Raw genomic sequence first — 19,394 nt, 5'->3', positions numbered from 1 at the left:
AGACTCTTCAATTAAAGTGGAATCCGGTTTATACGGCGCTTGCGGCAATTGCGCTAATGCCCGCAAAAAACAAAGCAATTCCGCCTACAAAGACGACCACGTTAAGGACGATGCCGATCACGCTGAACATCTTGCGGCGTTTGCTTGAGCAGACACCGATAATCGCCAAAATAAGTCCGACGAACGAAATTAAGCCTGCGCTAAAGATACAGAATATGGCCAATACCATTGAAACGAGTACTTCTTGTCCAAGATCCTCGATAGCATTTTGAAATGCGACTCTATCTGCTGATGGATCGGGCAGTTCGGTGCTCGCGATTTGATCAGTGAATGAGGAGCCTGATACAATAGCAATAACAAGCAATACGACGGCGATGATTCCAATAATAAAGGATGCAATGCCAAGTCCAGATTGCTTCTTCGGACCTTCATAAACGGTAGGATCGTTTGAGAAGACTGGCTTAGAAGCAAAAGGTTCGTTCTCGGAAGTGAAATTAGTCCCGTTATTGCGCTCATTTTCCATTTTCATCGTCTCCTTTGCTAATTACGGTAAAATTATACACAAATTTGAAAGGATTGAAAACCACATGTTTCCAAAATATTTTGCAATTGGTGCCATTAATGCGGCGCTTGCGATCGCATTAGGCGCTTTCGGTGCCCACGGATTAGAAAAACAGCTGACGGAGCATTACCTTGAGGTGTTCGAAACAGGCGTGCGCTATCACATGTACAGCGCCTTGGGTTTAATGCTGATTGCTTTATTCGCCAAGCAAATCGGCTCGAGCAAGCTTGTATTGAACGGGGGACGCCTTATTGTAGGCGGAACTATTCTCTTTAGCGGCAGCCTGTATGTACTCTCCATCAGCGGCTTCAGCAAGCTCGGCATCATTACTCCTTTGGGCGGCGTTGCTATTCTTGCCGGCTGGGTTTGTGTTATTGCTGCTGCATTTAAAAAAGCATAATATTTTTTTGAAAAAAAATGTCATATTTCGAGTTGCCGACATAATATGCTTTAATGTAACAAAAAAACGATTAACTTTAGTAAATATTTCTATACCAGAACGAATACATCGTTTATAATAAAGCGAACACTCACTTGACTCGGAATAGAGGAAGGACGTTTGTGCGTGACGAAACGGATGGATGGTTTTCCTGAAAGAAACAAGCGGCAGCGCACGCAGCCATTAAGCGGATCGGTAATGATCAGCTGCCTGCTTACAGCACTCGCGTCGGTTTGGATCGTAGTCGCTTTTTTATTGATTTCTAATCCAATGTACAAATGGACGGCTGCCGCCATTGCCGCATCGTTATTCGTAACCGCAATAATCGTTTATATAAAACGTAACGAATCGTTCAGCTTACAGCACTACCATACCGCAATCGTTGAAACCTTGCTTCGCTCAGATACGGTGCCGCTTGCTATATTAAATAGGAGCGGCATCGTCATGGAGATGAACGAAGCATCTAGCCGCACGCTTGGCTACCAGCGCTCCGAGCTTCTGGGAGAGCCGATATCCCGGCTGGTCGAGCCCAGCAGCCGCCAGTCGCTGCTAGATTCGTTAGGGCATTCTTTGCTTGGTGAAACGAAGCAGACCAATATTAACATTACGCATGGATCCGGCTTTCCGCTGGAGCTTCAAGTAACCTGCTCTCCAATGCTGCAAGAGAACGAGGTTATCGGCACGGTATTGATCAGCCAGGACTTAAGCGACCGCAAACGGAACGTCGAACGAATTCGCTATATGGCTTATTACGATGACATGACCGGTTTGCCGAATCGGACTTTGTTCCAGATGAAGCTGACCGAGACGCTGGTTAGGGCGAGGGAAGAAGAACGGGTAGTTGGCATTTGCTACTTGGATCTGGATCGCTTTAAACTTGTCAATGCTTCGTTCGGACGCGAATTTGGCGATATCCTTCTTATGCAGGTTGCCGAGCGATTAAACAGAGACCTGTCTGACAACGACTTTGCCGCTCGCATGGAAGGCGATGAGTTCGCGCTGCTGTTTTGCAATGTACAGTCAGAGAAGCATTTGCTTGAGCTCTCGAAGCGGCTTCTGAGGTCCATAGAAGAACCATATGAGCTAAGCGGTTTTCCCTTACATATTACAGCGAGCATTGGTTCGGTCACGAACCGCAATGAGGAAGACGACAGCTACTCCCTAATAAAGAAAGCCGACATGGCGCTTGTAAAGGTGAAGGAAAGCGGGAAAAACGACTGCCTGCTCTATTCGGAGAGCTGGAGCAATTCATCGTTTGAGCGGCTTACGCTGCAGCATGAAATGTACCGTGCGATACAGCGCGATGAATTTATTTTGCATTATCAGCCGCAATATGACTTGGTCTCGGGCACGATGGTTGGGGTTGAGGCGCTAGTGCGCTGGAACCATCCTCTTAAAGGAATGATACCGCCGGGCGACTTTATTCCTTTAGCGGAAGAGAGCGGCATGATCGTCCAAATCGGCGATTGGGTGCTCGAAGAGGCATGCCGTCAAAATAAAGCTTGGCAGGATTCAGGGCTTCCGCCTATTCCGGTGTCCGTCAACTTATCCATCAGACAATTCGTCCAAAACGACTTAGCCAGCAAAGTAGCTGCCGTTCTTGGCAAAACAGGGCTTGATGCCAAATATTTGGATCTGGAAATAACGGAGTCGATGACGATGGATGTGAATCATGTGTCGCGTTGCTTGCTCGATTTAACAGACTTAGGCGTCAATATTAGCGTAGATGATTTTGGCACGGGATATAGCTCATTTCATTATTTGAAAAACTTCCCGATAGACCGTTTGAAAATTGACCGTTCCTTCGTTCGTGATATTCAGCAGGATCCTAGCGACGCGGAAATTGTGGCAGCCATTATTGCTATGGCGCATAATTTGAACATACAGGTCATCGCCGAGGGCGTTGAGACAGAAGGCCAGATGGAGTTTTTGAGGAAACATAAATGTGATGAAATGCAGGGCTACTTCTGGAGTCCTCCCGTTTCAAGCGACAATATTGAACTTATGCTAACACCTGGCTATCAATAAAAAAACCGTTCATTGACTGATTGGGCAGTCAATTGAACGGTTTTTTTATAGCTGCATTAATAGGAAAAGTCTTCAATCTCGTTTAATCGGAACGTGTAGACCTGCTTTTCGTCGACATGGTAGACCGTAATAATATTTTCGGCTTCATCCATATTAATGATTCTGCAAGGAATGCTGAGCTTGATGCCAAGCCCTTTGTTTACGATCAGCCTGATTAAGGTGTTGTTTTTCATGATGGCTCTTATTTTGTCAAAATAGCTCAAATGCTCTAAGGATTGCGGAACTGGCTTGTCTGCTGCTTTTAGTTGCGTTTTCGCTTCGTTGCTGCCAGCTTGCAAAGGAATGTCTTGAGCGATTGAGGCTTTCTGTTTTCGTTCGTCGATAAGCTCGCCAAGCTTGATGCCTGATAAAATACGATAATCAACGAACCCCGAGTTATTTAACGCGTGAAGAAGCGTCTCTAACGCTGCTGCATTGTTTTTCCCTTCTACAAGCACCTCAATATTGAAAACATACGATGACTGATTTTGGGATGAGGGAAGTTTTTCCATAGGACCTCCGAACGGTATAAGATAGTACTAATATACCACTAAATGAACGATACAAGTAGTGCTTTAAATGAGCATTCATCCAGCACTTTTAAAAAATTTGCATATCATTTGCTCATGCGAAAAAGCGGAAGGAGTCTACCATTGAAACGTCTCACTTTTAATTCGTTGGAAATTACCTTTCATTCCCCCAAGAAACATACGTTTTCAACAATGAGTTTAAGCATGCAATCGTTTTATCACATGAATATTTTCATGAAAATTCAACAAAATTATGTTTATATACTCCTGCCGAAAAAGAAAATTGGTATCTATTCTGCTGACTTCTTTCGCTCTTTCTATTTATCCGCAAGTGCGGATATCCATCACATCACATCTCACCCCATTGGTTTCCCTCCCATCCCGATTAACCACCCGTATAAAAAAAGTTATCATTTTTAAATTTGTGACCGCATTCGCGATTCCCCCTTCATACATCGTTTAAATGAGCATTTATCCAACACTGTCAAAAAAGTTTTGCATATAATGATGTTGCAGTGTAATGCCTCTTATTTAGGAAATAAAGGGGGTGGATCCTATATGATGCGGATGGTTCCTTTCACGCTTGATAATGGAGAAACGGTTCTTGGCGTTGAAGTGAAGCTGCCCAAAACGACGTTGCTCGCCATTATGACGGATAAAGGATATATTATGTGCGGTGCGCTTGATGTTTCTTTACTGAATGAGAAGCTCAAGGACCGGGAAATTTTGGCCGGCCGTGCTGTAGGCGTACGTACGCTGGAGGAATTAATGGCAGCCCCTTTGGAGTCAGTCACCTTCACGGCGGAGGCAAAGGGCATCGTAGTAGGCATGAAGGGCTCGGACGCGCTTCAGCTGATGGTTTAAAAGAACGAAAAAAGCCCTAATCAGCTAGCGGCAATTTTTTGCCATTCGTACCTGATCAGGGCTTTCACTCGTTTATATTAGCTTATTCGAATAGCTTGCGCAGATTCACATCGTATGGAGCCTGTACAATGCCTTTTTCCGTAATGATCGCAGTTACATATTCGTTAGGCGTTACGTCGAAAGCAGGGTTGTAAACCTTGATGCCTTGCGGCGCAGTACGTTTGCCGAAGCCTTCTGTAATTTCTTCAGCATTCCGCTCTTCGATCGGAATCTCAGCGCCGGTAGGCGTTCCTAAATCGATCGTTGAGAGCGGGCTTGCTACATAAAAAGGAATGCCGTGAGCCTTCGCGAGTACAGCCACGCTATAGGTTCCGATTTTGTTGGCGACATCGCCGTTAGCGGCAACGCGGTCGGTACCGACGATAACCGCGTCGACCCAGCCTTTTGCCATAATCATTCCCGCCATGTTGTCGCAGATGAGCGTTACGTCTACGCCAGCTTGCTGCAATTCAAAGGCCGTCAAGCGAGCGCCTTGCAGAACAGGGCGGGTTTCATCCGCATAGACGCGAAGCGTAATGCCGCGCTCAAGCGCTAAGTAGAACGGTGCAAGCGCCGTGCCGTATTTGGCTGTAGCGAGGCCGCCGGCGTTGCAGTGTGTTAGGACGCCCATATCATCTTTGAACAGTGACAATGCATGCTCGCCGATCATACGGTTCGTTTCTTCGTCTTCGCTTTGAATAGCGATTGCTTCTGTCAGCAAAGCGGATTTGCTCTCTTCAAGAGACAAGCCCTGCTCAGCGAGGGAAGAGGCAGCAGCCTTCATGCGGTCAAGCGCCCAGAACAGGTTAACCGCGGTAGGCCGCGATGTAGCCAGATACTCCGCTTGTTTGCGTACTTGCGCCAGCCAGCCGTCTATCGACTGCTCGTCACGGCTGCCGAGAACGACGCCGTATGCGGCTGAGATTCCGATAGCCGGAGCTCCGCGAACTTTGAGATGGCGAATGGCTTCCCATACATCCTCAGCTGTTGTTAGGGGCAAATATACGATTTCCTCAGGCAATAGCCGTTGGTCTAGCAGATCAAGCCTGTCCTCGGTCCAAATCACCGATTGTAAGCCAGCATAATTTGTTGTCATGATGTCAATTCCTCTCTGTCTTCAATCATTTGCTTGCTGCGGTTAAGGCAGCATCGATTACTTCTTCAATGGACTCCGTCTTGCGGTTGTTGCGGATAAGCGATGTTCCGATCGCAAGGGCAAGTCGTTGTGCCCGCTCGCGAGCAGCGGCGTCCGGAATACGGTCGATGTCAACGACATGCGATAGCCCTACGATGCGGCGAACGATTTTGCAGCCTGCAAAGCCTACAGCATCTTGAAGCAACCGATTCATGTAATAGTCCTGATAGGCCGGAGTAGAAGAAGCAATGCGGTCTAAGCCTTGCTCACTCCATAGTGAGCGGAACTTTTGATCAAATAATTGCCATACATCGCGCACGGTATCCGTTAAATAACGGCGGAAGTCGCTGCGTTTGTCCGCATCTGCGATCCAATGCTCCTGACCGGCAAAGTTAAGGAGCAGGTTCGCGATGACAGCGCCGATATCGAAGCCGATTGGCCCATAATAGGCAAACTCGGGATCGATGACCTTCGTGGACTCCGGCGTTACAAATACACTGCCCGTATGGAGGTCGCCATGAAGCAAGGCTTGTGCGTTTGTTAGAAATTTGTCGCGCAGAATGGCCACTTCCAAGTGAAGCTCCTGGTCCTTCCAAAGCGCTTCAGCAGCATCGCGTATAGCCGGATCAAAGCTGTTGTTAGGTGAGTCCGTATACGGATCGTCAAAAATAAGATCTTCCGTTATTTTGCACAGCTCGGGATTAATAAAAGCTTTCACGCGAAGCTTCTTTTCCTGCTGGTTCAGACCAAGATCCGAGGTGAAAAATAAGGTGCGGGCAATAAACGTTGAAATATCGTCTGCAAATTTCGGGTAGCGCGTTCCGCCGATCAGTCCTTGACGCATAATAATATGGTCGCTGAGATCCTCCATGATCGTTAGGTAGAGCTCGGGATCATATTTGTAAACGGCAGGAACGAGTCCAGGCGCGAGCTCGCCTTCCAAAATAAGCTTCTCGCTCTCAATACGCGCGCGGTCAAGCGTGAGGGGCCAAGACTCTCCTACAACTTTAGCATAAGGCAGCGCTTGTTTCATAATTAGACTTTTGCCGCTGACAGCGTCTGTAATGTGGAAAACCAAGTTTAAGTTGCCGTCCCCGATTTCGCGGCTCGCAAGAGCAGCTCCCTCAGGGAAAAACCCGTCGAGCGAAAGTGCTATTTGAATGGCTTCTTGTTCAGTTAATGGATGATATGCAGACATGGCTGTCCACCTCCGGATTATAGTAGTAGGGCAGCAATGCCCAGTATTCATCTCAACATAGTATAATGTATATTATTTCGCCTTGGAATACCCTCATTTGATATAATGTTATCAAATATAGACGAGTTGGATGGAGGAAGCATGATGACTGCACAAAATAAGGAACAGCCAGTAGCGCTTAAGGAGTGGGCTGTCAGCGTAAAGGCACTAGCAGAAGGGCAGCAAATTATAATAATGCGCAAAGGCGGAATCATTGAAGAAACGCGTGATTTTCAGCTGATGAGCCCTAAATTTTACTTAATGCCGGCTTATGAGCACCAGAAAAAGCATCTATTAAAAGAACAATACGCGGGCGAAATGGACAAGACGCTTGCAGATTGGTCCTTGGATATGAAGGCCATTAAGCTTGAATCGTACGCCGAGGTCGCTGAAGATATAGAAGTAACCGACCAGGAAACGCTGGATCGCCTGCGCGATTTACATATATGGACGGATACGTTTGCCGAGGAAAGGCTCCGCTGGAAGCGGACCAAGCCTCTGCATGTTTTGCTTCTTCGAGTATACCGCTTGGAGTCGCCAATAGAAATACCTATGCGGCCCGCTTATAACGGATGCAAATCTTGGGTAAGACTGGAAGATGAGTTTACTGCCCCCGAGATGATTCCCGTTATGGAGTCGGCAAAGTTTGAAGCGGAGGTTCAAAAAATCAAGCAGGCTCTTGCATAAAACAGTGTATTGTGGTTAAATGGCTGTCGCTGTCACTAGACTTGTTTACTCTCTTTTCTTCTTGAACGTTAAGGAGTACTTACACGGAGTTTAATTCTTTTTATCTTCTAAAAAAGAGACATATTCAACGAAACAGGGCATCTCGCATTGATTTATAACAAAAACTATATTAAAATGATTATTGAGAATCATTGAGAATCACTCTATATAGAAAGTGTAAATCTATGTGGGAGTGACAGAGCGAATTAAACCAACCTTGGAGGGATCAGCATATTATGGCAACGCATTTTGTCATCGAGGGCCTGAAAGCGGCTATCGACGGAAAAGAGATTTTAAAAGGAATTAACCTTGACATTAAAGGTGGAGAAATTCACGCAATCATGGGCCCTAACGGTACAGGTAAATCTACACTGGCATCCGCTTTGATGGGACATCCTAAATATGAAGTAACGGAAGGCAAAGCAGTATTGAACGGCGAAGACATCCTTGAAATGGGCGTTGACGAGCGCGCGCTAGCTGGCTTGTTCCTTGCAATGCAATACCCAAGCGAGATTCCAGGCGTAACCAATTCCGACTTTTTGCGCAGTGCGCTTAACGCTCGCCGCGGCGAAGGCAACGAAATTTCCCTAATCAAGTTTATCCGTCAAATGGAAAGCAAGATGAAGGATCTTGAAATGAACGCGGAGTTCGCTCACCGTTATTTGAATGAAGGTTTCTCCGGCGGCGAGAAAAAACGCAATGAAATTTTGCAAATGATGCTGCTTGATCCAAAGATCGTCGTTCTTGATGAGATCGATTCCGGTCTTGATATCGATGCTCTTCGTATCGTATCGCAAGGCGTGAACGCTATGCGCTCGGAAGATCGCGGTTTCCTTATCATTACTCACTATCAGCGTTTGCTTAACTATATCACTCCAGATTTCGTACACGTTATGATGCAAGGGCGCATCGTTAAATCCGGCGGTCCTGAGCTTGCAGAGCGTTTGGAAAACGAAGGTTATGATTGGGTTAAAGAAGAACTTGGCATCGTAGATGAAACGGTCGGCCAGGCCTAAGCGGAGAAGGGGGCATTACGAATGAGTACACAACTATCGACGCAGGCCAACCGTCAAGCTGCTGAAGCGCTGGCACGCAGCAAAGGCGAGCCGAATTGGCTCGTTGAACTACGTGGCGAAGCGGCTGAGCTAGCCGGAACGCTCGGTTGGCCGAAGCCGGAGAAGGTTCGGATTGAGCGTTGGAATTTAAATGCGGTTGGCGCTTATGAGCAGCCGACAACAGTTGGCGCAATCAGCGACCTGCCAGAGGTTGTTCGCGAGCTGATTACTGAAGGAACTGAAAATTTGCTTATACAACGTAATTCCGGCACCATCTGGAATCAGTTCTCAAGCGAATATGCAAGCAAAGGCGTTATCTTCACAGATTTGGAGACGGCATGCAAGGAGCATGGCGATCTCGTTCAAAAATATTTGTTCCAAGCGGTTGCGAAGGGCGAAGACAAGCTGACAGCACTGCATGCAGCACTATGGAACGGCGGAGTATTCGTCTACGTTCCAAAAAATGTTGAAGTAGAGCTTCCGCTTCAAGCTATTTTCTACAACGATAATGCAGAAGCGACGTTTGCTCCGCATATTCTCATCGTTGCAGACAATAATAGCCGAGTGACATACGTGGATTGTGTTGTATCCGAGCCTGGCGCAAGCGCAGCTCCATTCGTACATCCATCCATCGTTGAAGTTTTCGTGAATGCAGGCGCACATGTTCGTTTTAGCTCCATCCATCATATGGGGGAGACAGGCGTTGACATGTCGATCCGCCGTTCGATCATTGAAAATGACGGCCAAATGGAATGGATCATTGGTGATCTCAATGACGGAAATACGCTGTCGGATACAAAATCGATCCTGAAGGGCACAGGCTCCACTTCGGATGCGAAAGTAATCAGCGTTGGCAAAAACGCACAGCAAAATAGCTTGACGACGCAAGCTGTTCATTTTGGCAAAAGCTCCGACAGCAACATGGTTACCCGTGCTGTAATGAAGGATTCCGCTTCTGCGATTATTAACGGAATTACAAAAATCGAGAAGGGTGCGACGAAAGCGAACGGTGTACAAACCGAGAAGGTGCTCATGCTGAGCCCTAAAGCGCGCGGCGACGCCAATCCGATTTTGCTTATAGATGAAGATGATGTAACTGCCGGTCATGCGGCAAGCGTAGGGCAAGTTAACCCGGAGCAGGTCTATTACCTGATGTCACGCGGTATATCTAAGCAGGACGCTGAACGATTAATTATTTACGGCTTTTTGGCTCCGGTCGTATCGGAAATTCCGGTCGAGGCGGTACGCGGGCAGCTTCAGCGTTTGCTCGAAAGGAAGCTACAAGGATGAATATAAATGCGATTCGGGAACAGTTCCCGATATTGCATCAAGAAATAAACGGGCATCCGCTCGTTTATCTGGACAGCGCGGCATCTTCGCAGAAGCCGCGCTCCGTCATTGATGCGGTTAATCGGTACTACGAGCTGGATAACGCGAACGTTCATCGCGGTGTGCATACCCTTGGTTCCAGGGCGACTGATGCCTATGAGGGAGCGCGCGAGAAGGTAGCGAAGTTTCTGAATGCTGGAGCACCAGAGCAAATCATCTTTACACGCGGCACAACGACGGCTCTAAATCTAGTAGCCTCCAGCTATGCACGCTCCGTGTGCAAAGAAGGCGACGAGATAGTGATTACGCAAATGGAGCATCACAGTAACTTGATTCCTTGGCAGCAAGCGGCTAAAGCTACTGGCGCAACATTAAAATATATTCCGATGCAGCCGGACGGCTCGATCTCGCTAGAGGATGTAGAGAAGACGATCACGCCGCAAACGAAGGTAGTCTCGATTACCTACGTATCGAATGTGCTCGGACTGATCAATCCGATCAAGGAAATTACGCAAATTGCTCATCGCAACGGCGCTATTATGGTAGTTGACGGTGCGCAAAGCACGCCGCATATGAAAATCGATCTACAGGATTTGGACGTAGATTTTTATGCGTTTTCCGGCCATAAAATGTGTGGTCCTACGGGCATCGGCGCATTGTATGGCAAGAAATCGCTGCTTAACAACATGGAGCCGATCGAGTATGGCGGCGAAATGATCGATTTTGTTGATCTATACGAGTCTACTTGGAAAGAGATTCCATATCGCTTCGAAGGCGGAACCCCGATTATTGCGGGTGCTGTCGGGCTTGGAGCAGCTATCGACTTTTTGCAAGAAATCGGACTTGATGAAATCGATCGGCATGAGAGACATTTGGCAACATACGCTTATGAGAAGCTGTCGTCGCTCGATGGAATTACGTTGTACGGGCCAAAGGAAAACCGTGTCGGGCTAGTAACCTTCAATTTGGAGGATGTGCACCCGCATGACGTTGCGACTGTACTGGATTCCAAAGGCATTGCGGTGCGCGCAGGCCATCATTGCTGCCAGCCTCTTATGAGATGGTTGAATGTATCGGCAACGGCAAGAGCAAGCTTTTACCTATATAATACGGAAAATGACATTGACCGCTTAGCCGATGCATTACTACAAACGAAGGAGTTCTTCGGTCATGCAATTGGATGATTTATATCGCAGAGTAATTATGGATCATTATAAAAACCCTAGAAATCGCGGCACCATGAATGAAGAATCGGTTACGATCAACCTTAACAACCCAACCTGCGGCGATCGCATTTCGCTACAGTTGCAGGTTGTTGACGGCAAAGTATCCGATGCGAAATTTAGCGGCGAGGGCTGTTCGATCAGCATGAGCTCTGCATCGATGATGACAGAGGCGGTTAAAGGGAAATCATTTGACGAGGCGCTCGCCATGGCTGAGAAGTTCTCAGCGCTAATGAAAGGCGAACCGGTCGAATTTGATGAATATGAGGAATTGGATGCACTTTCGGGCGTGAACAAATTTCCAGCACGAATCAAATGCGCGACACTTGCGTGGAACGCCTTGCGCAAAGGGATTGAACAGCAGCAAGAATCACATTAATCTAGATTTATGAGGAGCGTGAAAGACCATGGCTAAATCAATGCCGGAAATGGAAGATTATAAGTATGGTTTCCGTGACGAGCACAAAGCCGTTTTCGAATCGGGTAAAGGATTAACGGAAGAAATCGTTCGTACGATTTCAGAAATTAAAGGCGAGCCGGAATGGATGCTTGAATTCCGCTTGAAATCGCTTGAGCAGTTTTTCAAAATGCCGATGCCTAAATGGGGCGGCAACATGGATGAGCTTGATTTTGACGACATCCAATATTATGTTCGTGCTTCGGATAAACAAGGTAAGACTTGGGAGGAAGTACCTTCCGAGATTAAAGAAACGTTCGACAAACTGGGTATCCCGGAAGCTGAGCAAAAGTTCCTAGCCGGCGTATCGGCTCAATATGAGTCCGAGGTCGTTTACCACAGCATGCAAGAGGATCTTGAGAAGCAAGGCGTTATCTTTACGGATACCGATACAGCGCTTCGCGAGTACCCTGAGCTAATGAAAGAATATTTCGGAACGATCATTCCTCCGAATGACAATAAATTCGCAGCACTTAACAGTGCAGTATGGTCAGGCGGCAGCTTTATCTATGTGCCAAAAGGCGTAAAATGCGAAGTTCCTTTGCAAGCCTACTTCCGTATCAACTCCGAGAACATGGGTCAATTCGAGCGTACGCTTATCATTGCTGATGAAGACAGCTCGGTTCATTATGTTGAGGGCTGTACGGCACCGGTATACAGCACGAACTCGCTGCACAGCGCGGTCGTTGAGATTTTGGCTAAGAAAAATGCCCGCGTTCGTTACACGACGATTCAAAACTGGGCACCGAACATTTATAACCTAGTTACAAAACGTGCGGTAGCTGACGAGAATGCAACGATGGAGTGGGTAGATGGAAACATCGGCTCCAAGCTGACGATGAAGTACCCAGCTGTTGTCCTTCGCGGTCGTGGCGCAAAAGGCATGGTATTGTCAATTGCCGTAGCCGGCAAAGGCCAGCATCAAGATGCAGGCGCTAAAATGACTCACCTTGCACCAGATACGAGCTCGACGATCATTTCCAAGTCGATCAGTAAACATGGCGGTAAAGTAACGTACCGCGGCCTTGCATCGTTCGGACGCAACTCTGACGGCGCAAAAGCGAACATCAAATGTGATACGCTCATCCTCGATAATGAATCGACTTCGGATACGATTCCTTACAACGAGATTTTGAACGACAACATCACGCTTGAGCATGAAGCAACCGTATCTAAGGTTTCCGAGGATCAATTGTTCTACCTCATGAGCCGTGGTCTAAGCGAAGCGGAAGCGACGCAAATGATCGTAATGGGCTTCATCGAGCCGTTCACGAAAGAGCTGCCGATGGAATATGCGGTAGAGATGAACCGTTTGATCAAGTTTGAGATGGAAGGTTCCATCGGTTAATATGAACGTTTTCCTATCAAGGACGAAACGGTATCGGTATTTCGTATGATACCGTTTCGATACCAAAATTAAAGAATCCGTAGATTTTATCTACGGATTTTTTTCTTTGGATAAAAAAAGTATTGCCTATAAATCAGGCTATTGTGCCATGGGTCATGCAGGTGGGGGAGATATCGATGATCTCAGTCCACTTATTTCTAAATAATCAAGAATAACCCAAAAACCCTCAACTGCGATCCATGATCGCCGTTGAGGGTTTTTTTACTTGTAGTGAGCCTATATGTGCACAAGCTGAATTTCATATTCACGCTCTAAGGACATATCGATGAATTGCTCGTCGACTTGAATGAGCGGCCGGAAAAATTCGGTCGGATGGGTCATGACGATGATACCGACTTCGCCGCTAACAAGCTCCACTCGCTTACCGATGAAGTTAGGCATCATATGCTTGATAAACGTGTGTGTCGTATAAGGGTCCAGCTCTTTAAAGCTCAGACGGTAAAGCTCTTTAAGGACGAATAGCAAGTCGCGTTTTTGCTGGTAGACCCGCTCTGAGATCATTGCGCTGTAAATGTCGACTACGGATATGATTTTGGAAACAGGATGGATCTCATCGCCGCTTAATCCGTGAGGATAGCCGGTGCCGTCATTCCGTTCATGATGCTGCAGGGCGCCAATCGCTAAGTACGGCTCGTTGAATGAACTAGAAATGATATCATGGCCGTAGATGGTATGTTTTTTCACTTCCTCGAACTCTTCGTCCGTAAGCCGTCCGGGCTTGTTTAATATGCTTTGCTGTATCCGGCATTTTCCAATATCGTGGAGAAAACCCGCTTTGCCAATTTGAATCGCTTTTTCATTGGAATAGCCAACCCAAGTGGCAAGATAGTAGGAAAGCATGCCTACCTGCACGGAGTGCTGATAAGTGTAGTCGTCCTGGGTGTTTAGCAGCAAAAGCATGGACACGACATCACGCTCAAGCTGTAGGTTTTCGAGCAATGGATCAAGCATGGACGATACTTCTTCTTCATCGATTTTCCCTTCGTTCATCGCTTTCGAAAACAGCCCTTCGAAATTTTTGACAGCGTTTTCGTATATGGGCTGCACGGTAGGGAGCCATCTAGGATTTACAGTCGATTCGAGAGTGCGAGGCGAGGTTTCTTCGGCTCTCTCTTCGATATCAACATAATCAATCTGATGCTGAAATAATCTTGATATTTCTTGGCTGTAAACGATTGTTCCTTTGGAGAGTACATGAAGTCCGTAGTTATTAAATGTATCGTTGCTTAATTGGTCTCCATTGATTAATTCTGTTACATGAACCCTCATCAAGACACCTCAATTGATTGTAGTAACTAATGTACCTACAATAGTAGCAATGAATGAATGGAATGGCAATAAGAGGGTAATAGAATAGCGACTAAATACCTAATATTTCGGAATATATGGACCTTGCTTTTATTAATTCATCCGTACCTTGAACGATAGCACGGCCATCGCCGAATAGGATGAAAGTCAAGCCCTCCGAAAGAGCGATGCGCAGCAAATAACGATTGGACGTCACAGCACCTACCGGCTTCAATCGGACGGACAGTTCATCCAAGTTAAGCGAGCTTGATTGATTTGGCGTAATTTGTACGGATTGACGCCCGCAAAGGGACGCTGCTGCAGGTTCAGAGAGCTGCTCATCCAGAAAATCGAACTGCTGCTCTCCGCAGCAGAGGCAATCACTGCGCTTCGCGCTGGCAACCGATACAGGCATCCAGGCATGGTTCCAAAGATCGACTTGAAACAACGTGCGATGCAGCGCCTGTTCGTTTCCGGAGAGAAGCTTAATCGCCTCGGCAGCTTGAACGGAGCCAATAATGTCTACGATCGGCGAAATAACGCCTGCGGTTTCGCATGTATCGGTCGTACCGGGCGGAGGCGGCTCGTTAAATAGACAGCGATAGCAGGGCGTCTCCCCTGGAACAATCGTCATCGTCATGCCGGATGCGCCTACCGCGCCCCCATAAATCCAAGGAATGTTATGCTTCACGCTATAATCATTAATGAGGTATCTTACAGAAAAATTGTCGCTGCCGTCTATAATGACATCTACACCTGCAAGTAATTCATCGGCGTTTGCCGCGGTTAAGTCTGCTACGACGGGCTCGACTATGACGGTACTGTTTATTGCTTGCAAATGTGCGGCGGCAGCCTGTGCCTTTGGAAGCAGAGCAAGCACGTCCTGCTCCGTATAAAGCACTTGCCTTTGCAGATTGCTCCATTCAATAATATCCCGGTCAATAAGCCGCACATATCCGGTGCCTGATCTTACGAGATGCTGAGCAATGACGGATCCAAGCGCACCCATGCCGACCACTGCCGCACGGCTTCCTGCCAGCTGCTGTTGCCCGTTCTCTCCGACAGGTGTAAAGCGGATTTGCCTCGCATAGCGAGCTGAGCCTGAAGGCACCGCTGCTGCGCTAGCGGGTGCTTCTATATTTTCACGATTTGGTTGGTTCATCTCATATAATCTCCTTAAGAGCCTTCTGAAGTTAAGTCTGACAAGCTAGCAGCCTTAAAAGTCGGACAACTGCTCAGTCGGGTTCCAAGGTCCGAGCTGATGGCCCTTCCACTCGGAGCCGTCCTCCCAAATTTCTTTTTTCCAAATAGGCACGATTTGCTTCAGACGCTCGATGGCGTACCTGCTAGCCTCATAACAGCTCTCGCGATGCGGCGAGGATACGGCAATGACGACGCTGGTTTCCGCTAAACCGACTACCCCAATGCGGTGGCTGATCGCACACAAAGCGCCTTGCCAGCGCTCTGCGATTTCATCGCCGATTTGCTGCATCGTCGCGACGGCCATTGGCGCGTATGCTTCGTATTCCAGCCTTACTGTACGCTGTCCATGCGTCCATTCGCGGGTTGTCCCAACGAATGCGATGGCGGCGCCATGCTCGGGCACGATAACTTTAGCAAGCACTTCATCCGAGCTAATGACATCGGAGGTTATGACATAACGCTGAGCAGGCACCTGGGCTCCGTTCTGCTGCTCTTCTCCGCCAGAGACCGGGGGAAGCAGCGCCAGCTCATCCGACACATGCAAAATCGTATCCTCGGCAGCGTAGGCGTGGTTTCGGGCAATGAATGAAATTTGTATCAATGCTTTATGCTCTGCATACTCAGCAGAAATGGCTGCTTTGAGATCGGCGGTGCTCATCTTCTCGGCATCGGATAACAAAGCTATGGAAGGGACCCCAAGACGTTCGGGAAGCCCGGCAAATAGTTTGATTGACCAGCTGTATTTCATGGTATAAAACCTCTCATCGTTTAGGCTCAAAGCTGTTTATAGAATATCATAATTCATAAAAAAATGTTATGCTGATACGTAGACAGAAAGGAAGTGAGATTCATGCCGACATTGACGGATCGTTTTGGACGGGTACACGATTATTTGCGTATTTCAGTAACGGATCGTTGTAATTTGCGATGCTTGTATTGCATGCCTGAGGAAGGGATGGAGTTCACGGAATCTGAGAATTTGATGTCTTATGACCAAATTGTAGAGGTGGTCGAGGCTGGTGCGGCGCTTGGCATCACGAAGCTGCGCATCACGGGCGGCGAGCCGCTTATTCGTCCAGGCTTAGACGGCTTAATTAGCCGATTATCTGCTATTCCAGGCATTCGTGATATAGCATTAACGACCAATGGCATCTTTTTAGCCAAGCAAGCTGAAGCGCTTCGAGCAGCAGGCTTGAACCGCGTTAATATAAGTTTAGATACGCTGGACTCTTCCAGATTTCGTTTTATCGCAAGGCGTGGTGAATTAAAGCGCGTGATGGAGGGGATTGAAGCGGCAGCAAAAGTTGGTTTTGATCCGATCAAGCTGAACTGCGTGCTCCTTAAGGAAGTTAACGAAGATGAAATTGCTGCTTTTCTTAAGCTTGCCTATGAGCAGCCTTTGCATGTCAGATTCATTGAATATATGCCGATCGGACACGCCGATGAAAACTGGAAAAAACATTATTTGCCGTTATCCCGCGTGCTGGAAGTAGCGGAGCAAGAGGGATACGATATTAGCCGCGGGCCGAATGTGCACGGCAACGGGCCTTCGGATGATTGGCAAATGAAGGGCGGGCGCGGCTCGTTTGGACTTATTCATCCAATCAGCGACCACTTTTGCAGCAATTGCAATCGGCTGCGCTTAACGGCGGACGGCTCGATCAAGCCCTGCCTCTATTGGGTAGATGAATTGAATGTGAAGGATGCCTTCGGACATCCGGATGAAATGCAGCGCTTGCTGCTCAGAGCGATGGATATTAAGCCGGAAAACCATGAGATGGCAGCGAAGCTGGCGGATGGCGTACAATCCCACATGCCGACGGAGAGACGCATGTCGCAAATAGGGGGCTGACGGTTATTTATGCAAACGATTAGAATCGAGCATTTTGAGCTGGGCTTGTCAATGACAAGTCCGGCCGAGATGGCGAGGCTGGCAGGAGCAAGCTTTAGCATAGCAGATAGAGTGCCTGAGACGGCAGGAGAAGCGTTTGACTGGCATAGCTGGCATTCGGGCTGGCTCCGGCAAGCAGGCGCGGCAGAAACGGCTGGGGCGCCCACACATTTGATTGTCGAGGCGGCGGATGCTTTTGAGGCTTCGATTCCGTGGGAGCAGCTTAAGCATGCAGCGGTCTTATACCAGCTTGATGGCGAGCCCTTGAAGAAGACAGGGCCTATTCGCCTTTATGTGCCTAACGGAAGCAGCAAATGCTTAAATGTTAAGAGTATTGTCAAACTTAAGCTGGCGTACCATAAAGGAACGGAGCAAGAAGAAGCGGCCTTTGGTTTTAAGCATACATTTTCCGCGGAAGATTTGCGTAAGAACAGATAGAATGACTTGACGGTGCTAAGACGAAGCAATGAGGAGGCGTGCATGAATTTGGCAGACAACTTTCGTACACGAGTGGTGCTCCTTCATAGTAACGATATACATAGCCGTCTGGAGCATGCCGCCAAAATTGCTTCCTTCATCGCGGAGGAGCGGCGGACTTACGGCAGCGACCAAGTGCTTACTGTAGACTGCGGCGATCATATGGATCGGATGCGGGTAGAAACGGAAGGCAGCGATGGAATCGTAAATGTAGATCTGTTGAATGATGCAGGCTATGAAGTCATTACGCTTGGCAATAATGAAGGACTTACTTATTCCTATCAAACGATATCGAACGCATACGCGAGCCGTGCAAGGTTCGCAGTCGTATGCGCTAATTTGCATGAATCCGCAACCGGCGAACAGCCTGAATGGCTCCTTCCGAGCACGATTGTGGATAAAAATGGACTGCGGATCGGGATCATTGGCGTAACTGCAGCTTTTAAAGATTTTTATTCCTTGCTGGGCTGGGAGGTATCAGATCCCTTTGAAGCGCTGCAAGCGCAAGCTTCCCGGCTGCGAGACCAGGTTGACGTGTTGGTCGTGATGTCTCACCTTGGCATTACCTCCGATCGTAAGATGGCGGAAAGCCTTCGGGGAATCGACCTCATTCTGGGAGCGCATACCCATCATTTATTGGAAGAGCCGATAGTCATTGGCGACACGACGATTTGCGCAGCCGGCAAATTCGGGGAGTATATCGGGCGGGTAGAGATCGGGATCGACCCGGTTTCTGCCCGTCCCTTGTTCCGGGCAAAAGTCGTGCCTACATCCGCTTTTGCGGAGCATCCTGAGGCTGCCGCGATCATCAGCAGCCATCGCAAGTCGAGCCAGCAGCGTCTGAGCCGGGTGATTGCAAAGCTTGCGGAGCCGCTGCCTGCCAGAATTGAGCGGGAGTCGCCGCTTAGCAATCTGCTGGCGTCTGGCCTGCGCCGCTGGACGGATGCCGAGATTGGGATCGTCAACACGGGCCAATTGCTTGGCGGACTCGCGCAGGGTGAGGTGACGGCAGGCGAATTGCATGCGCTCTGCCCCTCGCCAATCAATCCGTGCAAAATGACGATTGCAGGTGTAGATATAAGAAAAGCGCTGGAGCAGGCGCTTTTGCCTGAATTCATAGAAAAGCCGATCAAAGGTTACGGCTTCCGCGGCGAAGTGCTCGGAACGCTTGCGATTGATGGCTTGTCCATAACTTATGATTCAACAAGGCCGCCGATGAGCAGGCTCGTTTCGGTAGCTGTAAATGGAGCTCCACTTGACGACGAAAGGCTTTATACGCTTGGCACAATCGATATGTTCAGCTTCAAAGCTGGTTATGAATCGCTTGCGAATGCGGTTCAATTAACCTATTTTTTACCTGAGTTTATTCGAGATGTCATCGCTGATCAATTGTTAAATTTTGCATCTATTGCCGAATGTCGACAAATGAGATGGCGCGATGAATCGAAATAATAGAAATCTTGCA

19 protein-coding genes are annotated in these 19,394 nt (G+C 48.0%); 12 read left to right on the top strand and 7 right to left on the bottom strand.

Features of this window, described 5'->3' with window-relative positions; all coding sequences use genetic code 11:
* Positions 1-28: 28 nt before the first annotated feature.
* The gene (locus tag A7975_RS14420; protein ID WP_065385542.1) at positions 29-523 is read right to left on the bottom strand and encodes a G protein-coupled receptor family protein; all 495 of its coding nucleotides are present in this window, start codon (positions 521-523) and stop codon (positions 29-31) included.
* A 64-nt stretch (positions 524-587) separates the two neighbouring features.
* Here A7975_RS14420 and A7975_RS14415 point away from each other — a divergent pair, with 64 nt between their 5' ends.
* Together A7975_RS14415 and A7975_RS14410 are read left to right on the top strand one after the other, a co-directional pair.
* Positions 588-962 (top strand): DUF423 domain-containing protein, encoded by a 375-nt coding sequence (locus tag A7975_RS14415; protein WP_053377330.1) that lies wholly within the window; start codon positions 588-590, stop codon positions 960-962.
* Between the two features lie 165 nt (positions 963-1,127).
* Positions 1,128-3,029: a putative bifunctional diguanylate cyclase/phosphodiesterase gene (locus A7975_RS14410; RefSeq protein WP_082198195.1), complete on the top strand. Its 1,902-nt coding sequence runs from the start codon at positions 1,128-1,130 to the stop codon at positions 3,027-3,029.
* A gap of 56 nt (positions 3,030-3,085) precedes the next feature.
* Here A7975_RS14410 and A7975_RS14405 read toward each other — a convergent pair whose 3' ends face one another.
* A complete protein-coding gene (locus A7975_RS14405) occupies positions 3,086-3,580 on the bottom strand; it encodes a hypothetical protein (protein WP_053377327.1) in 495 nt (164 codons plus the stop codon).
* Between the two features lie 576 nt (positions 3,581-4,156).
* Between A7975_RS14405 and A7975_RS14400 the strand changes: the two genes are divergently transcribed.
* Positions 4,157-4,462, top strand: a complete 306-nt coding sequence (locus tag A7975_RS14400; RefSeq protein WP_053377326.1) for a YunC family protein — start codon at positions 4,157-4,159, stop codon at positions 4,460-4,462.
* An 82-nt stretch (positions 4,463-4,544) separates the two neighbouring features.
* On the opposite strand, the gene mtnA is transcribed toward A7975_RS14400, so the two are convergent.
* Together mtnA and mtnK are read right to left on the bottom strand one after the other, a co-directional pair.
* Positions 4,545-5,597 carry an S-methyl-5-thioribose-1-phosphate isomerase gene (gene mtnA, locus A7975_RS14395; RefSeq protein WP_053377325.1) on the bottom strand — a complete coding sequence of 351 codons (1,053 nt, stop codon included), beginning with the start codon at positions 5,595-5,597 and terminating at the stop codon, positions 4,545-4,547.
* A gap of 25 nt (positions 5,598-5,622) precedes the next feature.
* Positions 5,623-6,834, bottom strand: a complete 1,212-nt coding sequence (mtnK, locus tag A7975_RS14390) for an S-methyl-5-thioribose kinase (protein WP_065385541.1) — start codon at positions 6,832-6,834, stop codon at positions 5,623-5,625.
* 144 nt (positions 6,835-6,978) lie between these two features.
* Between mtnK and A7975_RS14385 the strand changes: the two genes are divergently transcribed.
* The 6 genes from A7975_RS14385 to sufB all read left to right on the top strand — a co-directional run bounded on the left by A7975_RS14385 (position 6,979) and on the right by sufB (position 13,011).
* The gene (locus A7975_RS14385) at positions 6,979-7,560 is read left to right on the top strand and encodes a DUF1802 family protein (RefSeq protein WP_053377323.1); all 582 of its coding nucleotides are present in this window, start codon (positions 6,979-6,981) and stop codon (positions 7,558-7,560) included.
* Positions 7,561-7,835: 275 nt separating this feature from the next.
* The gene (gene sufC, locus A7975_RS14380; RefSeq protein WP_053377322.1) at positions 7,836-8,615 is read left to right on the top strand and encodes a Fe-S cluster assembly ATPase SufC; all 780 of its coding nucleotides are present in this window, start codon (positions 7,836-7,838) and stop codon (positions 8,613-8,615) included.
* 21 nt (positions 8,616-8,636) lie between these two features.
* On the top strand, positions 8,637-9,944 hold the full coding sequence (gene sufD / locus A7975_RS14375) for a Fe-S cluster assembly protein SufD (RefSeq protein WP_053377321.1): 1,308 nt from the start codon (positions 8,637-8,639) through the stop codon (positions 9,942-9,944).
* Positions 9,941-11,167: a cysteine desulfurase gene (locus A7975_RS14370; RefSeq protein ID WP_065385540.1), complete on the top strand. Its 1,227-nt coding sequence runs from the start codon at positions 9,941-9,943 to the stop codon at positions 11,165-11,167. The genes sufD and A7975_RS14370 overlap by 4 nt, the downstream gene beginning before the upstream one ends.
* Positions 11,154-11,585: a Fe-S cluster assembly sulfur transfer protein SufU gene (sufU, locus tag A7975_RS14365; protein ID WP_053377319.1), complete on the top strand. Its 432-nt coding sequence runs from the start codon at positions 11,154-11,156 to the stop codon at positions 11,583-11,585. Before A7975_RS14370 ends, sufU begins: the two co-directional genes overlap by 14 nt.
* 28 nt (positions 11,586-11,613) lie before the next feature.
* Positions 11,614-13,011: a Fe-S cluster assembly protein SufB gene (sufB, locus tag A7975_RS14360; protein WP_053377318.1), complete on the top strand. Its 1,398-nt coding sequence runs from the start codon at positions 11,614-11,616 to the stop codon at positions 13,009-13,011.
* A gap of 276 nt (positions 13,012-13,287) precedes the next feature.
* Here sufB and A7975_RS14355 read toward each other — a convergent pair whose 3' ends face one another.
* The 3 genes from A7975_RS14355 to A7975_RS35265 all read right to left on the bottom strand — a co-directional run bounded on the left by A7975_RS14355 (position 13,288) and on the right by A7975_RS35265 (position 16,309).
* Positions 13,288-14,340 (bottom strand): HD-GYP domain-containing protein, encoded by a 1,053-nt coding sequence (locus A7975_RS14355; RefSeq protein ID WP_065385539.1) that lies wholly within the window; start codon positions 14,338-14,340, stop codon positions 13,288-13,290.
* Positions 14,341-14,431: 91 nt separating this feature from the next.
* Positions 14,432-15,520 carry a ThiF family adenylyltransferase gene (locus A7975_RS14350; RefSeq protein ID WP_082198194.1) on the bottom strand — a complete coding sequence of 363 codons (1,089 nt, stop codon included), beginning with the start codon at positions 15,518-15,520 and terminating at the stop codon, positions 14,432-14,434.
* A gap of 54 nt (positions 15,521-15,574) precedes the next feature.
* On the bottom strand, positions 15,575-16,309 hold the full coding sequence (locus tag A7975_RS35265; protein ID WP_053377315.1) for a molybdenum cofactor biosynthesis protein: 735 nt from the start codon (positions 16,307-16,309) through the stop codon (positions 15,575-15,577).
* Between the two features lie 102 nt (positions 16,310-16,411).
* On the opposite strand from A7975_RS35265, the gene moaA reads away from it, so the two are divergent.
* The 3 genes from moaA to A7975_RS14330 are packed head-to-tail and all read left to right on the top strand — an operon-like array spanning position 16,412 to position 19,381.
* Positions 16,412-17,413, top strand: coding sequence for a GTP 3',8-cyclase MoaA (moaA, locus tag A7975_RS14340; RefSeq protein WP_053377314.1), 1,002 nt, complete (start codon positions 16,412-16,414; stop codon positions 17,411-17,413).
* 9 nt (positions 17,414-17,422) lie between these two features.
* Positions 17,423-17,890 (top strand): hypothetical protein, encoded by a 468-nt coding sequence (locus tag A7975_RS14335; RefSeq protein WP_065385538.1) that lies wholly within the window; start codon positions 17,423-17,425, stop codon positions 17,888-17,890.
* 42 nt (positions 17,891-17,932) lie between these two features.
* Entirely contained in the window at positions 17,933-19,381 is a 1,449-nt protein-coding gene (locus tag A7975_RS14330) for a bifunctional metallophosphatase/5'-nucleotidase (protein ID WP_065385537.1), read from the top strand.
* The last annotated feature ends 13 nt before the right edge of the window (positions 19,382-19,394 follow it).

Origin of the sequence: Bacillus sp. FJAT-26390, assembly GCF_001682865.1 — a bacterium.
Classification (GTDB): Bacteria; Bacillota; Bacilli; order Paenibacillales; family Paenibacillaceae; genus Pristimantibacillus.
Note: the sequence above shows the minus strand (reverse complement) of the source record. Positions and strands in the feature narration are given on the sequence as shown.